Genomic DNA, 25,173 nt, shown 5'->3' on the forward strand with positions numbered 1-25,173 from the left:
TTTTACAAATGAATGTATAAAAAAATGGAGGTTTGTAACTATGAGTGTCCCTTTTACTAGACATCGTCGTTTGCGCCAGTCGGCTGCCATTCGCAGCATGGTGCGTGAAACGGTATTGAATCCGGCTGACTTTATCCAACCGATCTACGTAACATTTGGTACTGGAGTGAAACAGGAGATTAGCTCCATGCCAGGCGTATACCGTTTTTCTTTGGATCGGCTGGAAGAAGAGCTGAAAGAAATTAGTGAGCTTGGCATTCCTGCTGTGCTCCTGTTTGGCATACCAGAAACCAAAGACAGTGTAGGGACTTCAGCTTTTGTGGACAACGGGATTGTTCAGGAAGCTACTCGTTTGATCAAGTCACGTTATCCCGAACTGCTGGTCGTGGCAGACACTTGCTTGTGTGAGTTTACGGACCATGGACACTGCGGTATGGTGCACATGCATGAGCATGATGGTGAGGTATGCGGTGAAGTATTGAATGATGAATCTCTGGAGGTGCTGGTACGTACAGCCGTTTCTCAGGCGAGAGCCGGTGCAGATATTATCGCTCCTTCTAATATGATGGACGGTTTTGTACAGGCGATTCGGCAAGGACTAGATCTGGAAGGTTTTTCACATATTCCGATTATGTCGTATTCCGTCAAATATGCGTCTGCTTTTTATGGTCCTTTTCGGGAAGCTGCTGATTCTGCACCGCAGTTCGGTGACCGCAAATCCTATCAGATGGACCCTGCCAATGCACGTGAGGCGTTGCGGGAAGCGGAGTCTGACGTGATGGAGGGTGCGGACATGCTGATGGTGAAGCCTTCTCTTTCTTATCTGGATGTAATGCGCACCATTAAGGACCAATTTGATTTGCCTATGGTGGCTTACAACGTCAGTGGTGAATATGCAATGGTCAAAGCGGCAGCCCTCCAAGGCTGGATTGATGAAAAAGCGATGGTACTGGAGATTCTGACAAGCATGAAGCGTGCCGGTGCGGATATGATTATTACCTATTCTGCCAAGGATGCGGCAAGATGGTTGAAGCAATAAGTGTATTTTTTAGAAGACAGGAGTGATTAGAATGATCGACGAACAACGAACAGTACGCAAGGATACGCGTTCCAAAGCAGCTTTTGATGAGGCGAAACAGTATATTCCGGGTGGCGTGAACAGTCCGGTTCGAGCTTTTAAATCCGTAGGTATAACACCGGTATATATCGATCGTGGAGAAGGATCGCGTGTATATGATATCGACGGTCAATCCTATCTAGACTATGTATGTTCATGGGGACCGCTTATTATGGGCCATGCGCATCCCGAAGTGGTTAAAGCTTTACAGGCTGCTGTTGTAAAAGGAACCAGCTTCGGAGCCCCAACGTTGGCGGAAACGGAAATGGCGAAGCTCGTATGTGAGCGTGTTCCTTCTATGGACATTGTTCGCATGGTCAACTCGGGAACCGAGGCGACGATGAGTGCGATCCGACTCGCGCGTGGATTTACGAAGCGTAGCAAAATCCTTAAATTTGAAGGCTCTTATCACGGTCATGCGGACAGCTTGCTAATTAAAGCAGGCTCTGGTGTTGCGACCCTAGGTCTACCCGATAGTCCAGGTGTACCTGAAGTCGTGGCCACACATACAATCACCGTCCCTTATAATGATTTGGCGTCGGTGAAGCTGGCTTTTGAGAAATTTGGCGAAGAGATTGCTGCAATTATTGTCGAGCCGGTAGCCGGCAATATGGGTGTTGTACCGCCACAATCTGGATTTTTGGAAGGTTTGCGTGAGGTAACCCAGCAGTACGGAAGTCTGCTGATTTTTGATGAAGTGATGACTGGATTCCGAGTAGGACTTCATTCTGCTCAAGGGCGCTTTGGTGTGACGCCGGATCTTACGTGTCTGGGCAAAGTGATTGGGGGTGGCCTACCTGTAGGTGCATATGGCGGCCGTCGCGACATTCTGGAGCAAATCGCACCATCTGGCCCCATCTATCAAGCGGGTACGCTTAGTGGAAATCCGCTGGCTATGGCAGCAGGTTATTCGACGCTTAAATTGCTGACACCAGAAGTATATGATCGCTTGGAAGAGCGGGCAGCACGACTTCAGGCCGGATTCGAACGTAACGCGCGAGAGCTGGGGATTCCTGTCACGATCAACCGTGTAGGTTCTATGGTGTGTCCGTTCTTCACAGACGAGAAGGTTGTCAATTTTGACACTGCTAAAACGAGTAATCAGGACCACTTCCGCCGTTACTTTACTGAAATGGTGAACGAGGGCGTTAGTGTAGCTCCATCTCAATTTGAGGGCATGTTCGTATCAGGTGTGCATACAGTTGAGGAAATTGATGCTACCATTGAAGCGAACTATCGCGCGCTCAAACGTCTATGAGTTGGAAAGGCACCTGGAAAAGAAGAGGACCGTGGCTGGAAGTCACACCGGGGCGAGAAATTGCAACTGATGAAAATCGCGCTGAAGCTGTGGACCGCTGGTTGTTGAACCGTCTGGGATTACCAGACAAGCTGTGGCGCAGGCTACGGCATGAAAAAGGGATTGAACTTACAGGGGACCGGCTGCGGCTGGCCCTTTTTCCTGTAGTGGACCTCGGCGTCATCCCACGTTGGTATGATTTGAAGATACTATACGAGGATGATTTTTGCTTGGTCGTACACAAACCAGCGGGTATGGCGGTCCATCCAGACGGTGGTGTAAAGGATGGTCCGCTGACGTTGGATCATGCTGTCGCATCCTATTATGAAATTAACGACATTCATACAGCAGTACGGCATGTACATCGTCTGGATGTGGACACGACAGGCCCGGTGCTATATGCCAAAAATGAATTTGCGTTGCTCAAGCTGGACGAACAAATGCGAGCTAAGGACATCGGTCGTCGTTATGTAGCTTTGGTACGAGGGAAAGTACCTCCATCGCTGCGGACGTTGGATTGGCCGATTGGCAAGGATAGGCATCATAAACAGCGCCGCCGTGTATCCCCAACCGGGCAGAAGGCGGTTACCCATGTGGAAGTTGGTGAAGTATGGGGGAGTGGTCCGAGTGCGGTCAGTCTCGTGTATCTGACGCTGGAGACAGGCCGGACGCACCAGATACGCGTACATCTTAGTCATGCTGGTTATCCTTTGCTTGGGGACGTTTTATACGGCGGTCGTGCTGTTGATTTTGGTAGGCAGGCCCTTCACGGAGAGCGCCTTACCTTCTGTCATCCGCTGAGCGGCGAAACGATAACCGTGGAGGATGCTTGGCCGGATGATTTTCAAAAGCTGCACAAACAGCTATAAAAGATGGCATGCCTTCTATTTTGGCGCATATACTTGAACCTAGAAACGGTTTGCAATATGGAGTTTCCGTGCGCCTGACACGAGTCAGAGGATGTGCGGAGGCTGCCCAAAGGAGGATGCCATCCTTGAATAAACAACAGAATGATCAGCCGCAAGGCTTGCGTTTTGATATTTATGAACGCATTCATTTGACGGAGGAAGCTGCCGGGATTGCCGAGTTGGAGGAAATTGAGCTTCTGCCACGCATTCAGGTTGTAACCCACGGCGACCATGCCGCTTTGCGAGGGCATTTGCTGCTGGAGGGCGTGTACCGCACACCTGAACAGATCACGAGCGAGCTTCATCATTTGATCCCTGTGGAAATTACCATTCCGCTAAATCGGGTAGGAAAATTGGAAGATATCTCCGTGGAGATTGAAAATTTTGATGTGGACCTGCTCTCTTTACGCAGTCTAAACATTACAGGGGTTCTTTCTTTGCATGGGGTGGAAAGCTCTCATGCAGAGGAGACAGCGGTTTGGCTGGATGAGGAGTTTACTGTAGTGCATGCGCCTGAGCATCCAGCTTCATCTCTTTCTGGCGATGGAGAGCATCGTCACGAAGAGACCTATTCTACCCAAGACTCGGCATTCAACAACTATACAGACTCGGAAACTTCATACACAGTAGCAGCGCAACAGGAGTCAGCTTACTGGGAACAGTTGTCAGAGGATCAACTTGAACAGAAGTCATCATTGGAGCAGCAGACTTATGACCCGATAGTAGATCCGAATCGATATTATGAGCCATGGACGGGAAAAGCAATTGAAGACAGTTCTTCCGAAGTGAAGCATGAGCAGGAGTCACCGGAAGTGTGGGGAATTCAGCAAGAGGCAGTAGGGACGGTAGGAGATGAGCCTAAAGTATCTTCTACATCTCCCAATGTAGCATACGACTCTTTGCTGTCGGAGCCGCATTCTGACACAGAGTCGGAGATTTATTTGGAGCCGCAGTTGGAAGCAAGTCAGGGGAATGACTTTGACTTCAGGCCTGAGGCGTCAGAACAGGTAAACCATGAAGTTCATGATACCTTTACTGAGGAAAAGCCAGAGATGCGCGTGGCTTTTAACAGTAAAAAGGATGAAGGAGCAGACGAGCCGGACCCGGTTGTCTACTCATCATTGCTTCAATCCAGCCGTTCGGTAAAAGAAGCGGAACACCAGCAGCAACTGGAACATGAACCGCAAGGTCAGGATCAGAAAGTCGACGAAGAGCGTGAGGATGCCAAGTGGAAAAATCTTTTTTTCCATACACAGGATGAAACGCCTTTCCGCAAGGTAAGGTTATGCATTGTACAGCGCGAGGATACACTGGAAACGATAGCAGACCGTTATCAACTCAGCACACGGGAGCTACAATTGTATAACAGATTGGCAGAGCATCATGTAGAAGAAGGGCAAGTATTGTACATCCCTTGATTCGGTTGCTGAAACATGCGACGAAGTGCTGACTATAGTCAATGAGAAATGGGTGTTGACTATAGTCAATGGGAAATGTATGATGTGGTATAGTTATTGAAAGACTGAGATCGGGAAGAGTAGGCAGCAAGCCCTTCAGAGAGTGGAATTGCAGCGCTGTGAGGTTCCGCAGGAAGCTACTGGCCGAAGTCACCCGGGAGTCGCCTGTTTGAACGGTTCCTCATTTCATTCCTTCGGAAGGTAAGAGGTTCACGGTAGAATAAGGCCGGTCCGCAACCGTTATCTGCATAAAGTGTCACACCATGTGTAATGGATCAGTGGATACATACACTAGGGTGAAACAAAGGTGGTACCGCGAGAGAACAGCCTTTCGTCCTTTGAGGATGAAGGGCTTTTTTTATTTGCCAATTGAAAAATCATGGAGGTATCCTGATATGTCAGAACAAGACAACAAGACAACCTTGGAAATGCCAACAACGTATGATCCCAAATCAGCAGAACAAAAATGGTACAAAACGTGGATGGAGAAGGGCTATTTCCGCGCCGGGCAACATCCAGAGGCAGAGCCTTTTACAATCGTTATTCCACCACCCAATGTTACGGGTATGTTGCATATTGGACATGCTCTTGACTTTACTTTGCAGGATATTATTATCCGCGCCAAGCGGATGCAGGGTTATGATGCCTTGTGGCTACCAGGGGCAGACCATGCAGGTATTGCTACTCAAACAAAAGTAGAGCAGAAGCTGCGGGAAGAAGGCCTGACTCGCTATGATTTGGGCCGTGAGAAGTTTTTGGAAAAAGTGTGGGAGTGGAAGGATCTTTATCTGGACAATATCCACAACCAATGGGAAAAAATGGGCTTTTCTCTCGATTATTCCCGTGAACGTTTTACATTGGATGAGGGACTGTCCAAAGCGGTACGCGAAGTATTCGTTAAACTGTACAAAAAGGGCCTGATTTATCGCGGTAAACGCATCATTAACTGGGACCCTGCTGCACGTACTGCGTTGTCGGATATTGAGGTGGAATACAAAGAGGTGAATGGAAATCTGTATCACCTGCAATACCCACTGAAAGACGGTAGCGGATTTATTACTGTAGCCACCACACGTCCTGAAACGATGCTGGGCGATACGGCTGTAGCTGTACATCCGGAAGATGAACGCTACAAGCAAATGATCGGCAAAACGCTTGTGCTTCCAATCATCGGGCGTGAAATTCCGGTCATTGCGGATGACTATGTGGATAAAGATTTCGGTAGCGGCGCTGTTAAAATTACACCGGCTCACGATCCGAATGACTTTGAAATGGGACAACGTCACCAGTTGCCACAAATTACGGTGATGGACGAGACGGGAACCATGAATGCTGAAGCAGGCAAATATCAGGGACTGGATCGCAGCGATTGCCGTAAGCAAATCGTCGCTGATTTGAAAGAGCAGGGTGTACTAATTCGTATTGAAGAGCATGTACACCAAGTAGGCCATAGTGAGCGTTCAGGTGTAGTTGTAGAACCTTATCTGTCCACGCAATGGTTCGTGGAAATGAAGCCTCTGGCAGCTAAGGCGATTGAAGCACAGAAGGCTGGCAACGGTGTAAACTTTGTGCCGGATCGCTTTGAGCGTACTTATCTGCATTGGATTGAAAATGTGCGAGATTGGTGTATTTCCCGTCAATTATGGTGGGGACACCGTATTCCGGCTTGGTATGATGAAGAAACCGGAGAAGTGATTGTATCGGCGGAGGACCCTACCACTTTGCCTGAATATGCCGGTAGAAAGCTCAAACAGGATGAGGATGTACTCGATACTTGGTTCAGCTCTGCTTTGTGGCCGTTTTCGACCCTGGGTTGGCCTGAGCAGACAGAGGATCTCAAACGCTATTATCCGACTAATGTTCTAGTTACAGGCTACGACATTATTTATTTCTGGGTATCGCGTATGATTTTTACCGCGCTGGAATTTACGGAAGAGATTCCGTTCAAGGACGTACTTATGCACGGTCTGGTTCGTGACGCGGACGGAAGAAAAATGTCCAAATCCCTGGGCAATGGTGTTGATCCGCTCGACGTGATCGAACAATATGGTACCGATGCTATGCGTTATATGATCTCCACCAGCAGCACGCCTGGACAAGACCTTCGTTTCCGCTGGGAACGTGTGGAGCAGGCGCGTAACTTTGCCAATAAAATCTGGAATGCATCACGTTTTGCGCTGATGAATCTGGAAGGCGTCACTGCGGCAGATATAGACATTACCGGTGACTTGAGCACCGTTGATCGTTGGATTCTGCACCGTCTAAACGAAACTTCACGCGACATCACGCGTCTAATAGATGCTTATGAATTTGGCGAGACAGGCCGCCTTCTGTACAACTTTATTTGGGATGATTTGTGCGACTGGTACATTGAGTTTGCGAAGCTTTCCCTATATGGCGATAATGCAGAGGCGAAAAAGAAAACACAATCCGTCCTTGCCTATGTTTTGGATCGGACACTGCGCATGATTCATCCGTTCATGCCTTTTATCTCCGAGGAAATATGGCAGCATCTTCCGCATGAGGGAGAAACGATCACACTAGCTGCTTGGCCTGCTTACGATCCTGCTTTCGAGGATAAGGGTGCGGTCGCTGAAATGAATTTGCTGATCGACGTGATTCGTGCTGTGCGCAATATTCGCGCTGAAGTCAACGTGCCGATGAGTAAAAAAATTGAATTGCTCATAAAACCCGGCGATCAAGCCGTTCTTGATATCATTAACCGCAATGGGGAGTATGTACGTCGATTCTGTAATACGTCTGAATTCGACGCGGGATTAGAGTTCACCGCTCCAGATAAAGCCATGACATCTATTGTTAGCGGCGCAGAGCTATACCTGCCGTTAGCCGGACTGCTAGATATTGCCCAGGAAATTAGCAGACTCGAAAAAGAACTTCAGCATTTGAACAGTGAAGTGGAGCGCGTGGAGAAAAAGCTCTCCAACCAAGGCTTCGTGGCAAAGGCACCAGCCAAAGTCATCGAGGAAGAGAAGGCCAAGCAAGCCGATTACTCAGATAAGCGCGCTAAAGTTATCGCACGTATTGAAGAACTCAAGGGATAATTTCACTCACAATAAAATGACCTGAAGGTGAAGAGGATGTCAGATACGATCAGGGGCGGCGACATAGCCCCTTTACAAAGTTATGATGAAGCAGTGGAATGGATTAACGGGTTGATTCCGTTTGGTATTAGACCCGGACTGGAACGAATCGAACAGCTGATGAGTAGACTGGGTGATCCCCAACGACATCTGAAATTTATTCATATTGCGGGAACCAACGGTAAGGGCTCAACTTGTGCCTTTCTAACCTCTGTGCTTCTGAAATGTGGATACGATGTTGGGACCTTTACTTCTCCGTACATCACCCGATTTACGAACCGTTTTCAATTCAATGGGACCGATATTCCAGATGAAACGCTGGTTTCACTCGCCAATCGCTTGTATCCGTTGGTGAAAGAAATCGCAGATAGTGAGTTGGGATCACCTACGATGTTTGAGGTGTCCACAGCGTTGGCTATTTTGTACTATGCTACGGTATCTTTTCCAGATGTTGTGGTATGGGAGACAGGTCTCGGGGGAAGGATGGATGTAACTAATATCGTGAGTCCTATCGTCTCGGTTATTACGAATGTCGGCTATGACCATACGGACATTTTGGGAGATACACTGGAACAGATTGCAAGAGAAAAGGCTGGAATCATCAAGCCGGGTGTACCTGTCGTCAGTTGTGTTTCCCAGCCCGAGGCTATTCAGGTCATACGTGAAACGGCGGCCAAGCAAGGAGCTACCTTGTACCTGGCAGGAGAACAATTTACGTATGAACGGTTAAATGGGAATGAAACAGGTCAGACCTTTTCATTCGCTGGACCCTTCCGGCATATGGAAATCGACATCACGTTGTTAGGCGAGCATCAATGTTCTAATGCGGCAGGAGCTATGATGGCACTTGAAGTCCTACGTCAGTATATGGCTTTTGTGTTGGATGATGCGGATCTGCTGAAGGGCTTTAGGCAAGCTGCCTGGGCAGGGCGTCTCGAACAAGTCAGTACCTCGCCGAGAATTGTCCTTGATGGGGCTCATAATCCAGAAGGGGCTCAGACGCTGGCCAAGAGTCTCCCACAAGTGTATTCGTACAAAAAATTGGTTTTAATGATGGGAATGCTGTCAAACAAGCATCATGAGGCATACTTGCAGCATATACTGCCACTAGTGGATACGCTTATCCTGACCGAGCCCGATTTTCGCCGCAAAATGAATGCCGCTGATTTGGCTCATCTCGTGGAGAAGCTGCGGCCGTCTTATGCCAAAACGGATTTAAAAATTATTGTAGAAGGTGACTGGAAAAAGGCTTTAAGCCTGTTTCAGTCACATACGGAAGCGGAAGATCTGGGGGTGGTGTCCGGCACGCTGTATCTTATTGCGGATGTACGGGCTACCCTTATGTATCAAACCGATTCGGAAAAAGGTTGGTGAAATTTGTTGATTACTTCGGAACATGTTCATTTTATCGGTATCGGCGGCTACGGGATGAGCGCGATTGCTCGGGTCATGCTGGAGATGGGATATACCGTGACTGGCTCAGATGTGGCATCACAGGAGCTGACAGAAAAACTGGCGGCAAAAGGCGCAAAAATATATATTGGACACACGCCTGAACATATTGCAGGCGCAGATATTGTTGTCTATTCAACAGCATTGTCACGTGACAATGTAGAGCGGGTGGCAGCGGAAGAATTGAATATTCCAACACTGCACCGTTCGCAGATGCTGGCTCGCTTGCTTAACGAACGTAAGGGAATAGCGGTTGCGGGTGCGCATGGGAAAACGACAACCTCTTCCATGATCGCTCTGGTTATGGAGAGATGTAACGTTGATCCAACGTATATTATTGGCGGCGAAATCACGAATTTGGGAACGAACGCCAAAGCGGGTAAAAGCGAGTTTGTCGTTGCCGAGGCGGATGAGAGCGATGGTTCTTTCCTGCAATATCATCCTTGGCAGGGTATCGTAACCAATATTGAAGCGGATCATTTGGAAAATTACGATGGCGATTTTAATCGGCTGAAAAGTGCTTACGTACAGTTTTTGAGTCAAATTCGGCCGGATGGAGCAGCTATTGTATGCGCAGATGATCAGAACATCCGAGAGATGTTGCCTCAGCTCCAAACTCGGGTCATTACTTATGGGGTAGAGCATGAAGCGGATTACATGGCGACAGATATCCAACTAGGTGACCGCCGATTAAGCTTTACGATGAGTCGTAAGGGAACAGCACTCGGAACGATTGAATTGTCTGTACCGGGTAAACATAATATGTATAATGCGATGGCTACCGTGATTTCATGTTTGGAAGCAGGAATTCCATTTGATCAAATTGCTGCCACTATTGTGGAATTTCACGGAGCAAAACGTCGTTTTCAAGTGCTAGGTGAAGGCAATGACATTTTGATTATTGATGACTATGCGCATCACCCAACAGAGATTGAGGCTACGATCAGTGCAGCGAGAGCGACTGGGAAGCGTATTATTGCCGTGTTCCAGCCACAACGCTACAGCCGTACCTTTTTCCTGTTGGATGCGTTCAGCCGTGCGTTTAGCGAGGCTAATGAAGTGATCATTACCGATATTTATTCACCAGCGGGAGAAAAACAGATTGCAGGTGTGCATTCTTCCAAACTGGTGGATTTAATTGTCCAAAACAGCAACGCGAATGCAGTCTATTTACCGACCAAAGAAGCCGTGATCGAAGAGTTGAAAGATCGGTTACAGCCGGGCGATCTTGTGCTGACAATGGGAGCAGGGGATATCTGGAAAGCTGGCGACGCATTAGCACGCCATCTTCGCGGGCAACAAGTGTAATTACGTATAAACATGGGCTGTTACGCCAATGAATTATAGCTTTGAAGGGTATTCCGAACACGAAAGTGTTTCGGGATACCTTTTTTTGTAATGCCGTGGCATATTTCCTCAGCTTGACTCATACAACAGACTATGAGGAAGTATGGGACAAGGAGGGAGTGCATCCATGAACAAGGCCAAGATGACATTCCGGTTCGATCAACAGTTGCCGGAAACAAGCCGGGAGGATAAGCTACAGGTGCTTCCGAACAAAAATGAGTCGTTTACGAACGGACAGCGTGACATGATTAGAGATACGGAGTTACACCACGATGATGAGCTTTATCAAACTGATAACCATCGTAAAGGAATGGAACGGACTAGTAGTATAGAGAAACATACTCGAACTACACAACATTCAGAGCTCGGCAAACCTGTGGAGACGAATAAACGCACTGCAACTCGGCGCTTTACTCCAACATTGAGGGTACAAGAGGGATGGGACGACCCTTTTGGTCGTTCGGCAGCTTCCTGGTCAGATGCGGACGTTCTACCGGAAAGTCCAGAAGAGGATGATGTTGAGGTTGAGGAGGCCTATTATTCCGGTCAAGAGTATAGAAAGCGTCCACCACACCCTTCCAGATGGAGGTTGATCGGTTCTGCAGCCAGTGCGTTGGTGACTGGGGGCATGTTCGGATATATTATGTTGTTATTGTTTAACGGAGGTAGTATGGTCCCGGGATCTGATTCTTTGGATAATGAGGCTGTACCCGTTTTCAAAGAATCTGTTGATGTCGATACAACGTCTGCAAAAGAGAGTGCTGCCCCTGTCGCCGTCGTAGCGACTCAAGTGTCTCCACAAACCTATTACTTGCTGCAATACGGGGTTTTCAGCACTCCAGAGAGGGCTTTACAGGCAAAGGAAGAACTGTTGAAGGCAGGCATTGCAGCAGGAGGGGATAGCGAGGATCAAAACCGAGTATATGCAGGAATATCGTCGGATAGGGAGCAAGCCAAGTTGCTTAGTAATCAATTGAAGACACAAGGAGTGGAATTGTATGTCCGCGAACTCGAATTACCCGGATTCGAAAAAGCGGCTTACGGAGGTAATGGTGATAAACTCACTACCTTTTTTCAGTTAAGCAACTCATTAGTGGGCAAGCTGAGCGGACTATCCTCAACTTTGCTCAGAGAAGAAGGCCCAAATACGGTGCCAGCCTCCGACATGAGCGAGCTGAACGACCTGCATCAGCAGTGGACACAAAATATCGCTGCAATTCCCACTGGTCTTCCGAAGGAAGCGGCTGCCACCGCAACTTCGCTTGAAAAGGCGATGAACAGCGCAGTCTCTGCACTTGGAGAATATAACAAGAACACAGCCAAGGAACACATTTGGGAGATTCAGTCCTCCATGATGGAATATGTTTTGCGTGAGAAGGAATTTATCCAATTCATAAAACAGTAGACTAACCATACTTTCCGGCAAGGAACTGGAAATAGTTCCCCATGCCGGATTTCTGTTTGTATTGCAGTACAAATCACCGTATAATAATGAAGGTGTCAAAAAATGGCGAGGGAAGATCAGGATGAAAAAAAATGTAGGAATGCTTATACTGTTTTTGTTGCTCGGTTGGCTTTTGGGTGCTTGGATTGCTAAGGCCCTTCAATCGGTCAAAGTCCTTTCCTTTCTGACCCACCCCACTACGATATCCTGGTCGCCGAGAGCGGATCTGGATATTATCAGCTACAACATAACGATAAATTTTGAATTGAGCCTGCTTAGTCTGATCGGCATCATCGCCGCATTCTGGCTGTATCGCAGGCTCTAACTGATGAAAAGGAGCTTCCCTTATGGACGGGAAAATTACGCCCCGCATTATTCTGGCATCGACTTCACCAAGAAGGAAGGAATTACTCGCATATTTGAGACTCCCCTTTGAGGTGGTGCCGAGTCATGCGGATGAAAGCACGCCTGAGAGCTGGACGCCTCAGCAAATCGTGGAGACCCTTGCGGCCCGCAAAGCCGAAGCGGTCGTGCGCACTGCCGCACAATCCGAGGAAGCTGGATTGGTGATTGGCAGTGATACGATTGTCGTGCTGGAGGATTCGGTATTGGGCAAGCCTGTTGACCATGCGGACGCGGTTCGTATGTTGACTGCATTGCAGGGAAGAACACACCGTGTGTACACTGGGGTAGCCTGCATACATACCGGAACCGGCAAGATGCTTGTTAGATATCGCCAAACGGAGGTCACAATGAAGCCTCTGAACCAAGAGCAAATTGTGGCATACGTAAATACTGGTGAACCGTCTGACAAAGCAGGATCGTATGGCATTCAAGGCATGGGTGCTACGTTGGTGGAATCTATTCAGGGTTGTTATTTTAACGTCGTAGGATTGCCGCTTTCTTTGCTGTCGGACATGCTGTCCGATTTTGGAGTGAATGTGCTGCGTCCATAAAAGGGGATAAACATATGCTGGAGTCGCCAATACTGATGCTTCGCGACCTCCCCCATGAAGAACGACCAAGAGAGCGCATGATGACATATGGGGCGGATGCCTTGAGCAACGCGGAGTTGCTAGCAATACTACTGCGTACAGGAACACAAAGTGAATCATCTCTGCATTTAGCGCAGCGTATTTTGCAGCAAGCAGGGAATTTGCGTCAACTGGTGGATATGAGTCTGAGCGAGTTGACCCAGATTAAGGGCATTGGAAATGCTAAAGCGATACAGCTAAAAGCGGGGATCGAACTCGGGCGTCGATTAGCATTGTCACGCCACTTGGAGACCCCGGTAATTAGTTGCCCACGGGATGTGGCAGATCTGCTGTTTGAACAGCTTCGCTATTTGCAGAAAGAGCATTTTGTTTGCCTGTTTTTAAATACCAAAAACCATGTCATTGCTCAGGAAACGCTATCTATGGGCAGCCTGAATTCCGCCATCGTGCATCCTCGTGAAGTATTTCGGGCTGCAATCAAGTGCAGCAGTGCTTCGATTATTTGTGCTCATAACCATCCGAGCGGTGATCCGAAGCCAAGCCCGGAAGATGTCCAGTTGACTCGCCGCCTGATGGAAGCGGGCAACATCGTGGGCATCGACGTGCTTGATCATATTGTGATCGGGGACGGGACCTTTGTAAGTTTGAAGGAACAAGGTCTGATATAATATAATATTTAAATCAAACATTTAAACATGACCGGATAAACCGGCCTGAATAAACCGTTTATACAGGGATAACAGATTTCAGGGAAGAGAAAAGGAGATTAACATCATGCTGGGTGGCTTTACAAAAGATTTGGGAATTGACTTGGGAACGGCAAACACGCTTGTATACGTAAGAGGTAAGGGAATCGTGGTTCGTGAACCATCTGTAGTTGCTTTGCGTACAGATACAAAAACCATTGAGGCTGTTGGGGAATCTGCGAAAAAAATGATCGGTCGCACACCGGGAAATATCCGTGCAATTCGTCCAATGAAGGATGGAGTCATTGCTGATTTTGATACGACTGCAACGATGATCAAATATTTCATCCGTCAGGCGCAAGCACAACGTTCATTGTTTCCGCGCCATCCGAACGTGATGGTTTGCGTGCCTTCGGGCATTACTGCAGTGGAACAGCGTGCTGTTGAAGATGCGACCAAGCAAGCAGGCGCAAGAGAGGCGTACACGATTGAAGAGCCGTTTGCAGCGGCAATTGGCGCTGATCTGCCGGTATGGGAGCCTACAGGCAGTATGGTTGTCGATATCGGTGGAGGTACAACTGAAGTTGCGGTCATTTCCTTGGGAGGGATCGTAACAAGTCGTTCTGTACGTGTAGCTGGCGATGAAATGGACGAGTCCATCATTCAATACGTGAAACGTCAATACAACCTGATGATTGGTGAACGGACTTCTGAGCAGCTGAAAATGGAAGTTGGTTCAGCTATGCCATTAGAGCAAGTGGAAACATCGGAGATCCGCGGACGCGATCTGGTAACAGGCTTACCGAAGACAATTACGATTACCTCCGATGAAATTAGCGAAGCATTATCGGATACCGTTAATGCGATCGTGGACGCAGTCAAAGTAACATTGGAAAAATGCCCTCCCGAGCTGGCGGCGGACATCATGGATAGAGGAATTGTACTGACTGGTGGTGGAGCACTACTGCGCAACCTGGATAAGCTGTTGGCAGGTGAGACCGGAATGCCGGTGATCGTAGCGGAAAATCCTCTGGATTGTGTGGCAATCGGTACGGGTAGAGCACTGGAAAATATCCATTTGTTCAAATCGCGCAGCAGTTCTGCCGTCCGTTCCAAACGTTGAATCGGGGGTGTAGGAACTGTTTAAGCTGTTTGGCAATAAAAGACTATTTGTTCTATTGATAGGAATCGTTCTGTTTATTGCCCTTATGGGGATTACACTTGGACAGAGAAATTCCTTAACCTGGCCCGAGAAGTTTGCCAGAGATTCAATTGGCTTTGTGCAAGGTATCTTTTACAGGCCCGCTTCAGCAATAGCGGGCTTCTTTGAAGATATTGGTAATATGCGTAGTATTTACGAAGAAAATGAGCGCTTAAAAATAGCCGTGGCCAAGCTGACTCGTGACCAGATTCAGACTCATAATTATGTTGAAACAAATGCCAGATTGCAGAATGAACTGAAGTTCACCCAAACGCAAAAGGCGAAAAATAATTATGATTATCGTGTTGCACAAGTGAACAGTGTTAGCAATGATTCCAAAACACTCGTGATTGATATTGGTGAGAAGGACGGAGCCAAGGTCGGTCAGGAGGTCAGTTCACTTGAAGGGTTTGTTGGGGTCATTAGCCGCACGGGGAATTTTACGTCTACCGTTACGCTGTTGACTACATTGGATCCTAAAAATCCGAATTCTTATGCCATTGCAGCGACAGTCTTGGGTAAGGAAAATCAATCGTTTGGTATGATTGAAAGCTATGATCCGGGTACGAACACATTTCAAATGACTCGCATTGAAGAAAAAGATCCAATCGCAAAGGGTGATCAGATTATTACGTCTGGTGCAGGCGGGAAGTTCCGCAAAAACCTAATGATTGGAACGGTGGAGAAAATTCAGGTTGGAGAGTTCGGCAAAACACGGACAGCGATTATTAAACCGGCAGCCAGCTTTGTGGATTGGAAAGAACTGCTCGTCCTCTACACTCCTGAGGTACCGGAATAATGAAGATGCGCGGTCAGGTTCTGATACTGCTGCTGTTTGTCCTGTTTATAGCTGAAGGAACGATTCTTCCGTGGCTTCTCCCGGATAGTTGGCATTCAAGAATGGTTCCAAATTTTGTATATGTCGTAATTTTGTTTGTATCTGTGTATTACAGCCGTCATACAGCGTTGGTGCTAGGTATTGTTTTTGGACTTATTCATGATGTAGTGTACTACGGGTTTATCATTGGCCCTTATTCTTTTGCAATGGGGTTGTCTGCATACTTATTAGGGCTTGTGTTTACTGCTAGACGTGCACCGATGCCCATTATGATGGCGGCCGTATTGATTGGTAGTTTCCTGCTGGATTCTATGCTTTTTGCCATTGATCAGCTGTTTCAACTGAATCATCAGACTTTCAATTGGGCACTTGCTCAGTATATGATTCCTGATTTGTTTATCCATTTTCTGTTCGCCCTCATCATTTATGTCCCAGTTCGCAAGCAATTGCAGCGTTTGGGTACCCGTGTGAAAAAGGAAGAAACTGTCTAGGTCTTTTTACACACATTTTGTCCGGGTTAGCAGGGATTTGACGTCCCGGGGACGAAATGATTGAGATAGGAGGGACAGGCTAATGGCGGTGAAATCGAATCATGTCACGATTAAAGGCATCAAAGATGGCCTGGTATTCCTGCTGGACGATCAATGCGAATTTGAGGATTTGCTGGGTGAGCTGCGTTTTAAGCTGGAGCACAGTCATCAAAATATTTTAACTGGTCCGATCATTCATGTGGATATTAAACTGGGAAGTCGGGAAGTAACTGAGGAGCAAAAGGAAAGTATTCTGGAGATTTTGAAGCAGAAGGGGAATCTGCTCATCAGGTCTGTAGAATCACCCGGATTGCCTGCGGTAGTACAGGGTAAGCCCCCCATTCACACGGTGACAGGGATTATCCGTTCAGGACAAGTGCTTCATCACGATGGAAACTTACTCTTTTTGGGAGATGTTAACCCGGGTGGAATTATAACTTGTACCGGTGATATCTATGTCCTTGGCGCTCTGCGGGGTATGGCGCATGCAGGGATGGAGGGAAATAGTGAAGCGATTATCGCGGCCTCCTATTTTGCACCAACACAGCTGCGAATTTCCGAAATGATTAGCCGTCCACCAGATGAATGGGAGACGCGTGAATCCGGCATGGAATTTGCGTATCTCAAGGATGGCGCTATGCAAATAGATAAAATGAGCAATATTGTGCGTCTGGGCCGCGATTTTAACGTGTTCAAAGGGGTGTAGCACATGGGAGAGGCTATCGTCGTCACTTCAGGAAAAGGCGGCGTCGGCAAAACGACGACGTCAGCCAATATAGGAACAGCGCTTGCACTGCTCGGCAAAAAGGTGTGTTTGGTGGATACGGATATCGGTTTGCGTAATCTAGACGTTGTGATGGGTCTGGAAAACCGGATTATTTATGACCTTGTTGATGTAGCGGAAGGTCGTTGCCGTCTGAATCAGGCACTGGTTAAGGACAAGCGTTTTGAGGAGCTGTATATGCTGCCAGCTGCTCAAACCAAGGACAAAAGTGCTGTTACGCCGGAGCAGGTTAAGGATATTATTTTGGAGCTTAAAAAGGATTTTGAATATATATTGATCGACTGCCCTGCGGGTATTGAGCAAGGCTTTAAAAATGCCATTGCCGGTGCGGATCAGGCCATTGTTGTGACTACTCCAGAAAATGCTGCTGTACGCGATGCAGATCGGGTAATTGGTTTACTGGAAAGTTCACATGTGATATCACCTAAGTTGGTGGTTAACCGCATTCGCAATAGTATGGTTAAATCCGGAGATATGTTAGATATTGACGGAATTTTACAAGTGCTTAGCATAGACCTTATTGGGATTGTACCGGATGATGAAATGGTAATTAAAGCAGCTAATACAGGAGAGCCTACTGTTATGAATCCGGATGCGCAGGCAGCGATTGCCTATCGGAACATTGCGAGACGAATCTTGGGCGATACTGTGCCTCTTATGCAGCTGGACCAGAAGAAGAGTGTGATGACACGCTTTAAGAAGTTTTTTGGTATGGGTGGATAAGGAAAACAGGAAGTTATTGCTGGTGGTTGCTTGGCCCTTTCTAGTGAGATATTTTCACTGATTTCTAAGGGAAGTGTTACAGTAGCATTCATTTGTAATACTAGACACTTAAATAAGTTGCCACTTATTTAAGTGTTTTTGGTTTGCTTTTTTAAATTTCTATGATTCTGGTTTGTAAATTTAGATCATTACATAAATGTTATAAATGCAAAACATATCCGGTGCGCTAGCGCCGGTTTTTTTGATTTTTAGGGTATGTAATCCCCAACCGGACAACATAAGTTGAAGCCCGTCCTCATAAGATGTAATAAACTTACCTCGCTGAGGGGGCTGAACAGGATGGACAAAAATTCCGGAATCAAGCAGCGCAGAAAAGAACGTATACAGCAGCTAATCGAGGGAAACAAAGCGGAGGCGTATTCCTCAGGCATAGATCAGAATAGGTACGGGTACAGAGAAATGAAATCGATGCCTGTAGTCAGTGCCAACTCGCCCAGAGACCCAGAAACTGAGTGGAAAAATGATCGACAACGTTGGCAGCAATCTTTTGGGGCAAATCGTGGTCCGTCTTTTTGGAGTTCCTTTTGGCGTAGAACTGTCATAGCAGCAGTGTTATTTGGAGTGGTGTGGGGCTTATTTCGCTGGGATATTCCCTATGCAGTAAATTTGAGAATGTTTGTCGCGGATGCCTTGAATAAGGACATGGATTTTGCAGCCGCCGGACAATGGTATAAAACTTATTTTGACGGAGCTCCTTCCTTCTTACCGATTTTTGGCGAGGAGCATGAAACGAAACAGGTAGACGCAAGTCGAAAAGGCTCTCCACCGATTGAAGGCAATATAACACAGCCGTTTGTACTGAGTCTTAAAGGAGTAGAAATTACGCCGAATGTTGCCGATAACGGGGCAATCGCTGTTAAAAGTATAGATGCAGGACGTGTATTAGACGTATTAAACCATCCCAAAAGTGGGATTTCAGTTACAATTCGTCACACTGGCGGTATCACAGCAACTTACGGAAGGCTCTCACGCTCTACCTTAAAAGTGAACGATTGGGTTCAGGAGGGTGAAGAGATCGGTGTATTGCCAGCAAGTCACGGCGGTAGCGAGGCGGCGACTTTATTTTTGGCAATTCAAAGAGGGGATCAATACATTGACCCGTCGGAAGTGGTAGCCCTTGATTAATGTCCGAGGGGTGACCTTATCACTGCATCCACTGTTTGTACTGGTTATGCTGACCTCTGTATTAACTGGACATTTCATCGAGATCATGACCTTATTTACACTAGTGTTTATACATGAGCTAGGTCATGCGACAGCTGCTTCGTTGTTGGGGGCGCGGTTGCTTTCCATACAGATGTTACCCTTTGGAGGAGTGGCTGTCATTGAGGATCAGGGGAAGCTCAATGCGTGGAAGGAGATTGTCATTGCCCTAGCAGGCCCCCTGCAAAACGGAATCATGATCATCATTCTTTTGTGGCTTAGGAATGTGAGTGGGTTGGAGCATGATTATGTAAATTATATAATTCAGGGAAATGCTGTTATTGCATTGTTTAATTTGTTGCCAATTTTACCGCTTGATGGTGGAAAAATATTGCAGTCGCTGATTAGCTTATTCTTCTCTTATCACCGCACATTAGTATGGACTTTTAGAGCCAGTATCATAACAAGTCTGCTATTTTGCCTGTATGGTATTTCGCCGTTATTAAGGCAAGATGAGCCTTTACATTTAAATCTGCTGGCGGTAGGGATTTTTTTGCTTTATTCTAATATTGTGGATTATCGGAATATCCCTTACCGTTTTATACGTTTTTTGCTGGGGAGGGACGAGCTTTTTTACCGCGAAGCGGCTAAAGGAAGCATTGCCTTACCTATTGTATCCCTGCCCGTGAAACATTTGGAGCCTGTTTTGCGTCTTTTCAGAAGAGATCGATATCATATGGTTTACGTTATGAATGAACAGGGACGGATTGTAGCTGTATTGCCGGAACAACGACTTATACGTTCTTATTTTGCGGCATGCCCGCCAAATGGTGGAGAATCCAAACCCAAATAATGTTTATGAAATAAGGAAGAGGCTGTATTCAGAGAGGTTGAAAAACCATGAAGCAAATGATTGTACAATGCCAACAGCAGATGACCCAAATGGCACTGTTGGAAGAGGGACGATTGGTTGAATATGCGGCTGAACTACCGCGAAAACGGGGAATTCTAGGTTCTTTTTTCAAAGCGAGAGTGGTCAATGTGCTACCAGGTATGCAAGCCGCCTTTGTTGACATTGGACAGCGAAAAAATGCTTTTTTGTATGTAGATGACGTACTTCATGCCCATTTGGACAAGCAACCAGAGGTAAAGCCGTCCATTTCTGAACTGTTAAAGGTGGGGCAGGAAATTGTAGTACAAGTATTAAAAGAGGCGGTTGGTAGCAAAGGAGCCAGGGTGACCACTCATTTTTCACTTCCGGGCCGCTGGATTGTATACATGCCCCGGGCTGATTATGTGGCCGTATCCAAGAAGATTGAGCGTGAGGGAGAACGTGCCCGTTTGAAAGCCATGGGAGAGCAGCTACGCACGGGTGAGGAAGGGCTCATCATTCGTACGGTTTCAGAGGAAATGAGTATAGAGGCGATTGAAAATGATCTGAATCAACTACGTAAGCAATGGGTGGCTATTCAGCGCAAAGCGGGTGAACACTCCGCACCGTGTGAATTGCACCGGGATCTGAGTATCGTTCAGCGTTTAATTCGCGATGTGTTTACACCTGAGCAGGATGAACTGGTCATTGACAGCGAGGAGCAAGCAAAGGATGCAGAAGTAATGCTGCAACAGATTGGTTCTGCGAAAGCTCATGTAAGTATATTTCGCAGTGCTGAAGAAACGATTTTCAAAGCTTATGGCATTCATGAGCAGCTGGAGCGCGATTTTGCACGAAAGGTATGGCTTCAGGGTGGCGGATACATTGTCATTGATCATACGGAGGCATTGACCGTCGTGGATGTGAACACTGGGAAGTTTACGGGCGGCAGTAATTTGGAAGAGACGGTGACCCAGACTAACATTGAAGCAGCAGAAGAGATTGCCCGCCTGGTACGTGTACGTGATATTGGAGGTATTATCATCATTGATTTCATCGATATGGAACAAGAGGAGAATCGTAGGGAAGTATCTTCTGTGCTGGAGGCAAGATTAAAAAAGGACCGGACTAAATCATATGTTGTCGGTTGGACGCGGTTAGGTTTACTGGAAATGACCCGCAAAAAAGTGCGTGAAGAAAAGACTCTCGTGTAGAACGTGCGTAATCAAAATTATTTCAAAACTAAAGGTTGAATGTGTACGAAGCTTGTGCTACAATCAATTAGTATGTGTGATGCGTAAGATTGGCTGCACATGCTGTAACCGCTCCAATCAGGTACTGAAGTGCAGTATTCTAAGGAAACTGCCACCTGCAATTAGGCGAGTCTGAGACATAAGGAGGTGCAAGCAAATGTACGCAATTATCGAAACTGGTGGTAAGCAATACAAAGTTCAAGAGGGCGATGTATTGTTCATCGAGAAGTTGGAAGCTAATGATGGTGAAACTGTAACGTTCGATCGTGTTCTGGCAGTGTCCGGCGACAATGGCTTGACAGCAGGTACACCGCTTCTTTCTGGAGCTTCTGTAACAGCTAAAGTTGAGAAGCATGGTCAAGGTCAAAAGGTCGTTGTATACAAATACAAACCTAAAAAGAACTACCATGTGAAGCAAGGTCATCGTCAACCGTACACGAAAGTGACGATTGAAAAAATCCAAGCGTAAGAGGGTGCGATAATTGATTATCGTGCGTATTATACGACTGGAGGATGGCAGCATACAGGGGTTTTCTGTTAAAGGCCATGCGAATTTTGCTAAATCTGGCGAGGATATCGTATGTGCTGGTGTTTCAGCGGTAACAGTAGGAACTGTCAATTCGATTGTAGCTCTTACGGACGTTGAAATGGAAACGGAAATGGAAAACGGCTTTTTAAGCGCGTATCTTTCTCCTGAAAGTTATCATGATGCGAACGCACAGGTTCAACTGTTGTTGGAGTCCATGGTGATTATGCTGACAAGCATTGCTGAATCATACGGTAAGTATATTCAAATAGAAAATAAACAAAGAAGGAGGTAGACATCATGTTGAAATTGACATTGGATCTTCAGTTATTCGCATCGAAAAAAGGTGTAGGTTCCACAAAAAACGGACGTGACAGCAGATCGAAACGTCTTGGAGTGAAACGTGCTGACGGTCAAGCAGTTACCGGCGGTAGCATCTTGGTTCGTCAACGCGGAACGAAAATTCACCCGGGCACGAACGTGGGCATCGGTAAGGACGACACTCTGTTCGCGAAAGTGGACGGCGTTGTGAAGTTCGAACGTTGGGGCCGTGATCGCAAAAAGGTGAGCATCTACCCGATCGACGTTGCTCCAGTAGCAGCTACTGTAGAAGCTTAATAGCGGCTTAAACACGCTGAAAAAGCCTCCGGCACTTTTGTCGGAGGCTTTTTTGCATGATGGTAATGAACTGGAAAGTTAGTCTGTGCTATACTGGATAAAGGTTGTTGACTAGTCCATTTAATTATCGCAGAACGGAGAGAAGCCATGTTCCAGCGGATAAGAGCGCCTTATCTGGCGTTGGGTTCCATTCTGATTCCTTTGGTTTTTTCACTGCTCTATCCCAAAGCATTAACGATTATCATACTAGCTGTGTGGGCTGTAGCTGCTGCTTGTTTTGGTATGTGGTATACACATAGACAGGTTGAACATGAGCGGAAAGCTGCTTTGCGTTCTTTTGAGCGTACAGCGATAGCAACGCTTAACCATCATCGGCATGACTGGATGAATGATTTACAGGTGCTTTATGGCTATATTCGTATGAATAAGCATGATAAATCAGCTGCTTATGTGGAAACAATAAAGGGGCGGGTGTCGGAAGACAGTAAAATATCTAAGCTGGGTATTCCCTCGCTGGTGTTTTATTTACAGTCTTTTCGCGTGAACGCCGGAAATTTGCAATTGTCGGTACAGGTTGAGGAGGATTTAAAGTTAGACGCTGTCATGTCTCCCGAAGACGGCGAGTCGCTTGCCTCGGCCGTCATTCAAACGGTGCGTGCGTATCAATATGGCGGGGGCCGGTCGTCCTGGGGAGAAGTGCGCAGATTGACACTTTATTTCGGTATGGATCAGAATGATGTTATCGTCCGGTTTGAAGGAAGTGACATACCTGCCGATTTAAATATACTAAAGCAGGTCAGATCCGTACTTGGAAGTGAACGCCTTCGAACAGAGAAGCTCCCTACGGGCGATATGCTTCAAATTCGAATGCAGTGCCAGACATAAGGAAGGTGTAACCATGTTTGTAGATAAAGCGAAGATTTTTGTTAAAGGCGGTGACGGTGGAGACGGATTAATTGCGTTTCGCCGTGAAAAATATGTTCCTAATGGCGGCCCAGCTGGTGGTGACGGAGGGAACGGTGGAGATGTAATTTTTCGTGTAGATGAGGGTTTGCGTACCTTGATGGATTTTCGGTACCAACGGCATTTTAAAGCCCAGCGTGGGGTAAAAGGTCGCAACAAAAGCCAACACGGTGCCAACGCTGAGCACATGATTGTCCGTATACCACCGGGCACAGTTATCATGGATGATGACACAGGTGAAGTACTGGCAGATATGACTCGTCATGGCCAACAGGTCGTTGTAGCTAAAGGAGGACGCGGAGGACGCGGCAATATTCGTTTTGCAACACCGAGTAATCCAGCGCCTGAATTGGCTGAAAACGGTGCGGAGGGGCAAGAACGTTATATTACGCTTGAGTTAAAAGTGATGGCTGACGTAGGCTTGGTCGGATTTCCTAGTGTAGGAAAGTCTACCTTGTTGTCAGTTGTATCTTCTGCAAAACCCAAAATTGGCGCATACCACTTTACAACGATTACCCCAAACCTGGGCGTCGTGGATGTGGGGGATCAGCGGAACTTTGTGATGGCCGATTTGCCTGGTTTGATTGAAGGAGCCCATGAAGGCACTGGACTGGGCCATGAATTCCTGCGGCACATTGAGCGGACGCGAATTATTATCCATGTTGTGGATATGGCCGGCTCTGAAGGACGTGACCCGTTCGAAGACTGGACCAAAATAAACGACGAATTAAAGCAATATAATGCAGCTCTGGCTGAGCGTCCACAAATTGTGGCGGCCAATAAAATGGATATGCCGGAAGCTGAAGAAAATCTTGCTCACTTCAAAGAGCAGATTGCTACGATACGTCCTGACCTTGAAATCATGCCTATTTCCTCTCTGACACGTCAGGGTGTAAAGGAACTGCTCTATCGGGCTGCTGATCTGTTGGATCAAATACCGGACGAGCCGGTTGTTGAGGAAGTAGCAGAAGTCAATGAACGCAAGGTATTTAAGTTGGATACGGCCGAAGACGAGGGCTTTACGATTGTACGTGAAAACGACACATTCGTGGTGCACAGCCCCAAAATTGAGCGCATGATGAAGCGCATGCAGATGAATTCGCATGATGCCATCTTGAAATTAGCAAGAACATTGCGTCATATGGGTGTGGATGCTGAGCTACGCAAACGTGGTGCCACAGATGGTACATCTGTACGCATCGCTGATTTCGAGTTCGAATTCGTAGAAGGCAGCAGCTACTACTAAAAATTAAATAAAGCTTTAAAACCTGAACGGTTACTGTACTATAGGGAATTCTATAGAAGGCAGTAGCCGTTTTTTTTGTATTGTTAGCTTGCCGATTTTCATGAGTTTAGATATAATGTCCTCTATACAAAAACATAAGTCTTTGAGGAGAGGACGTTCTTGAAAGAGCGCTATTACTTGGTACGGGAAGATATTTTGCCTGAAGCTATTGTTAAGACCATACAGGTAAAACTGCTGCTGGCTTCGGGAGATGTTAAAACCGTACATGATGCTGTGGAGCAAGTTGGGCTAAGCCGAAGCGCCTTTTATAAATATAAAGATGGCATACATTTGGTTAACCAGTTGGAGCGTGAGCGAATTGTCAATATCTCTATCGATCTAGAGCATCAATCCGGCATGCTGTCCAGGGTGCTCGGCAGAGTGGCGGATTACGGAGGTAATGTGCTGACGATCCAGCAAAGTATTCCACTGCAAGGTAGAGCCAATGTAGTTATCTCAGTCGAAATGTCCAGGCTTAGTGATGAATTGGGTGTTCTGCTGGAGGGCTTGGAAAGCATTTCTGGAGTCAAGCGGGTCCGTCTGATTGGGCAAGGCTGAGGCGATACAGTTCGTT

General features: G+C 46.9%; 25 protein-coding genes and 1 other annotated feature. All 25 genes read left to right on the top strand.

Annotated elements, in window-relative coordinates; all coding sequences use genetic code 11:
• The first annotated feature begins 40 nt into the window (after positions 1–40).
• A complete protein-coding gene (gene hemB, locus ACU1JV_RS18655) occupies positions 41–1,039 on the top strand; it encodes a porphobilinogen synthase (protein WP_013372683.1) in 999 nt (332 codons plus the stop codon).
• Positions 1,040–1,070: 31 nt separating this feature from the next.
• The gene (hemL, locus tag ACU1JV_RS18660) at positions 1,071–2,375 is read left to right on the top strand and encodes a glutamate-1-semialdehyde 2,1-aminomutase (protein ID WP_413986873.1); all 1,305 of its coding nucleotides are present in this window, start codon (positions 1,071–1,073) and stop codon (positions 2,373–2,375) included.
• Positions 2,372–3,283: an RluA family pseudouridine synthase gene (locus tag ACU1JV_RS18665; RefSeq protein WP_025678453.1), complete on the top strand. Its 912-nt coding sequence runs from the start codon at positions 2,372–2,374 to the stop codon at positions 3,281–3,283. The genes hemL and ACU1JV_RS18665 overlap by 4 nt, the downstream gene beginning before the upstream one ends.
• Before the next feature lie 125 nt (positions 3,284–3,408).
• Positions 3,409–4,740 carry a LysM peptidoglycan-binding domain-containing protein gene (locus tag ACU1JV_RS18670; protein WP_413986872.1) on the top strand — a complete coding sequence of 444 codons (1,332 nt, stop codon included), beginning with the start codon at positions 3,409–3,411 and terminating at the stop codon, positions 4,738–4,740.
• 434 nt (positions 4,741–5,174) lie between these two features.
• Positions 5,175–7,841 (top strand): valine--tRNA ligase, encoded by a 2,667-nt coding sequence (locus ACU1JV_RS18675; RefSeq protein WP_058830517.1) that lies wholly within the window; start codon positions 5,175–5,177, stop codon positions 7,839–7,841.
• Between the two features lie 36 nt (positions 7,842–7,877).
• Positions 7,878–9,254: a bifunctional folylpolyglutamate synthase/dihydrofolate synthase gene (locus tag ACU1JV_RS18680; RefSeq protein WP_058830518.1), complete on the top strand. Its 1,377-nt coding sequence runs from the start codon at positions 7,878–7,880 to the stop codon at positions 9,252–9,254.
• A gap of 6 nt (positions 9,255–9,260) precedes the next feature.
• Positions 9,261–10,640 (top strand): UDP-N-acetylmuramate--L-alanine ligase, encoded by a 1,380-nt coding sequence (murC, locus tag ACU1JV_RS18685; RefSeq protein WP_129550350.1) that lies wholly within the window; start codon positions 9,261–9,263, stop codon positions 10,638–10,640.
• A 166-nt stretch (positions 10,641–10,806) separates the two neighbouring features.
• Positions 10,807–12,084, top strand: a complete 1,278-nt coding sequence (locus tag ACU1JV_RS18690; protein ID WP_413986871.1) for an SPOR domain-containing protein — start codon at positions 10,807–10,809, stop codon at positions 12,082–12,084.
• A gap of 121 nt (positions 12,085–12,205) precedes the next feature.
• The gene (locus ACU1JV_RS18695) at positions 12,206–12,448 is read left to right on the top strand and encodes a DUF4321 domain-containing protein (RefSeq protein ID WP_013372674.1); all 243 of its coding nucleotides are present in this window, start codon (positions 12,206–12,208) and stop codon (positions 12,446–12,448) included.
• Positions 12,449–12,470: 22 nt separating this feature from the next.
• Entirely contained in the window at positions 12,471–13,079 is a 609-nt protein-coding gene (locus tag ACU1JV_RS18700) for a Maf family protein (protein WP_413986870.1), read from the top strand.
• Positions 13,080–13,093: 14 nt separating this feature from the next.
• Positions 13,094–13,786: a RadC family protein gene (radC, locus tag ACU1JV_RS18705; protein ID WP_013372672.1), complete on the top strand. Its 693-nt coding sequence runs from the start codon at positions 13,094–13,096 to the stop codon at positions 13,784–13,786.
• Positions 13,787–13,892: 106 nt separating this feature from the next.
• Complete coding sequence (locus tag ACU1JV_RS18710; protein WP_013311600.1) at positions 13,893–14,927, top strand: rod shape-determining protein; 1,035 nt, start codon at positions 13,893–13,895, stop codon at positions 14,925–14,927.
• Positions 14,928–14,982: 55 nt separating this feature from the next.
• On the top strand, positions 14,983–15,804 hold the full coding sequence (mreC, locus tag ACU1JV_RS18715) for a rod shape-determining protein MreC (protein WP_013372671.1): 822 nt from the start codon (positions 14,983–14,985) through the stop codon (positions 15,802–15,804).
• The gene (gene mreD / locus ACU1JV_RS18720; protein WP_013372670.1) at positions 15,804–16,334 is read left to right on the top strand and encodes a rod shape-determining protein MreD; all 531 of its coding nucleotides are present in this window, start codon (positions 15,804–15,806) and stop codon (positions 16,332–16,334) included. Before mreC ends, mreD begins: the two co-directional genes overlap by 1 nt.
• 82 nt (positions 16,335–16,416) lie before the next feature.
• On the top strand, positions 16,417–17,079 hold the full coding sequence (gene minC / locus ACU1JV_RS18725) for a septum site-determining protein MinC (protein ID WP_017427422.1): 663 nt from the start codon (positions 16,417–16,419) through the stop codon (positions 17,077–17,079).
• 3 nt (positions 17,080–17,082) lie between these two features.
• The gene (gene minD, locus ACU1JV_RS18730; RefSeq protein ID WP_013372668.1) at positions 17,083–17,880 is read left to right on the top strand and encodes a septum site-determining protein MinD; all 798 of its coding nucleotides are present in this window, start codon (positions 17,083–17,085) and stop codon (positions 17,878–17,880) included.
• A 339-nt stretch (positions 17,881–18,219) separates the two neighbouring features.
• On the top strand, positions 18,220–19,065 hold the full coding sequence (locus ACU1JV_RS18735; RefSeq protein WP_013372667.1) for a peptidoglycan DD-metalloendopeptidase family protein: 846 nt from the start codon (positions 18,220–18,222) through the stop codon (positions 19,063–19,065).
• Positions 19,058–19,936: a M50 family metallopeptidase gene (locus ACU1JV_RS18740; RefSeq protein ID WP_413986869.1), complete on the top strand. Its 879-nt coding sequence runs from the start codon at positions 19,058–19,060 to the stop codon at positions 19,934–19,936. Before ACU1JV_RS18735 ends, ACU1JV_RS18740 begins: the two co-directional genes overlap by 8 nt.
• 47 nt (positions 19,937–19,983) lie before the next feature.
• Complete coding sequence (locus ACU1JV_RS18745) at positions 19,984–21,168, top strand: Rne/Rng family ribonuclease (RefSeq protein ID WP_040103047.1); 1,185 nt, start codon at positions 19,984–19,986, stop codon at positions 21,166–21,168.
• A 96-nt stretch (positions 21,169–21,264) separates the two neighbouring features.
• Positions 21,265–21,351 (top strand) — a sequence feature (ribosomal protein L21 leader region).
• A 13-nt stretch (positions 21,352–21,364) separates the two neighbouring features.
• Entirely contained in the window at positions 21,365–21,676 is a 312-nt protein-coding gene (gene rplU, locus ACU1JV_RS18750; RefSeq protein ID WP_013372663.1) for a 50S ribosomal protein L21, read from the top strand.
• Between the two features lie 13 nt (positions 21,677–21,689).
• A complete protein-coding gene (locus tag ACU1JV_RS18755) occupies positions 21,690–22,028 on the top strand; it encodes a ribosomal-processing cysteine protease Prp (RefSeq protein ID WP_016818432.1) in 339 nt (112 codons plus the stop codon).
• A 5-nt stretch (positions 22,029–22,033) separates the two neighbouring features.
• On the top strand, positions 22,034–22,351 hold the full coding sequence (gene rpmA, locus ACU1JV_RS18760; protein ID WP_013311590.1) for a 50S ribosomal protein L27: 318 nt from the start codon (positions 22,034–22,036) through the stop codon (positions 22,349–22,351).
• A gap of 147 nt (positions 22,352–22,498) precedes the next feature.
• On the top strand, positions 22,499–23,236 hold the full coding sequence (locus ACU1JV_RS18765) for a Spo0B domain-containing protein (RefSeq protein WP_413986868.1): 738 nt from the start codon (positions 22,499–22,501) through the stop codon (positions 23,234–23,236).
• A 13-nt stretch (positions 23,237–23,249) separates the two neighbouring features.
• Entirely contained in the window at positions 23,250–24,560 is a 1,311-nt protein-coding gene (obgE, locus tag ACU1JV_RS18770) for a GTPase ObgE (protein WP_013372660.1), read from the top strand.
• 159 nt (positions 24,561–24,719) lie between these two features.
• Positions 24,720–25,157 carry an ACT domain-containing protein gene (locus tag ACU1JV_RS18775; protein ID WP_013372659.1) on the top strand — a complete coding sequence of 146 codons (438 nt, stop codon included), beginning with the start codon at positions 24,720–24,722 and terminating at the stop codon, positions 25,155–25,157.
• The last annotated feature ends 16 nt before the right edge of the window (positions 25,158–25,173 follow it).

The sequence above is a fragment of the Paenibacillus sp. T2-29 genome (genome assembly GCF_052921365.1).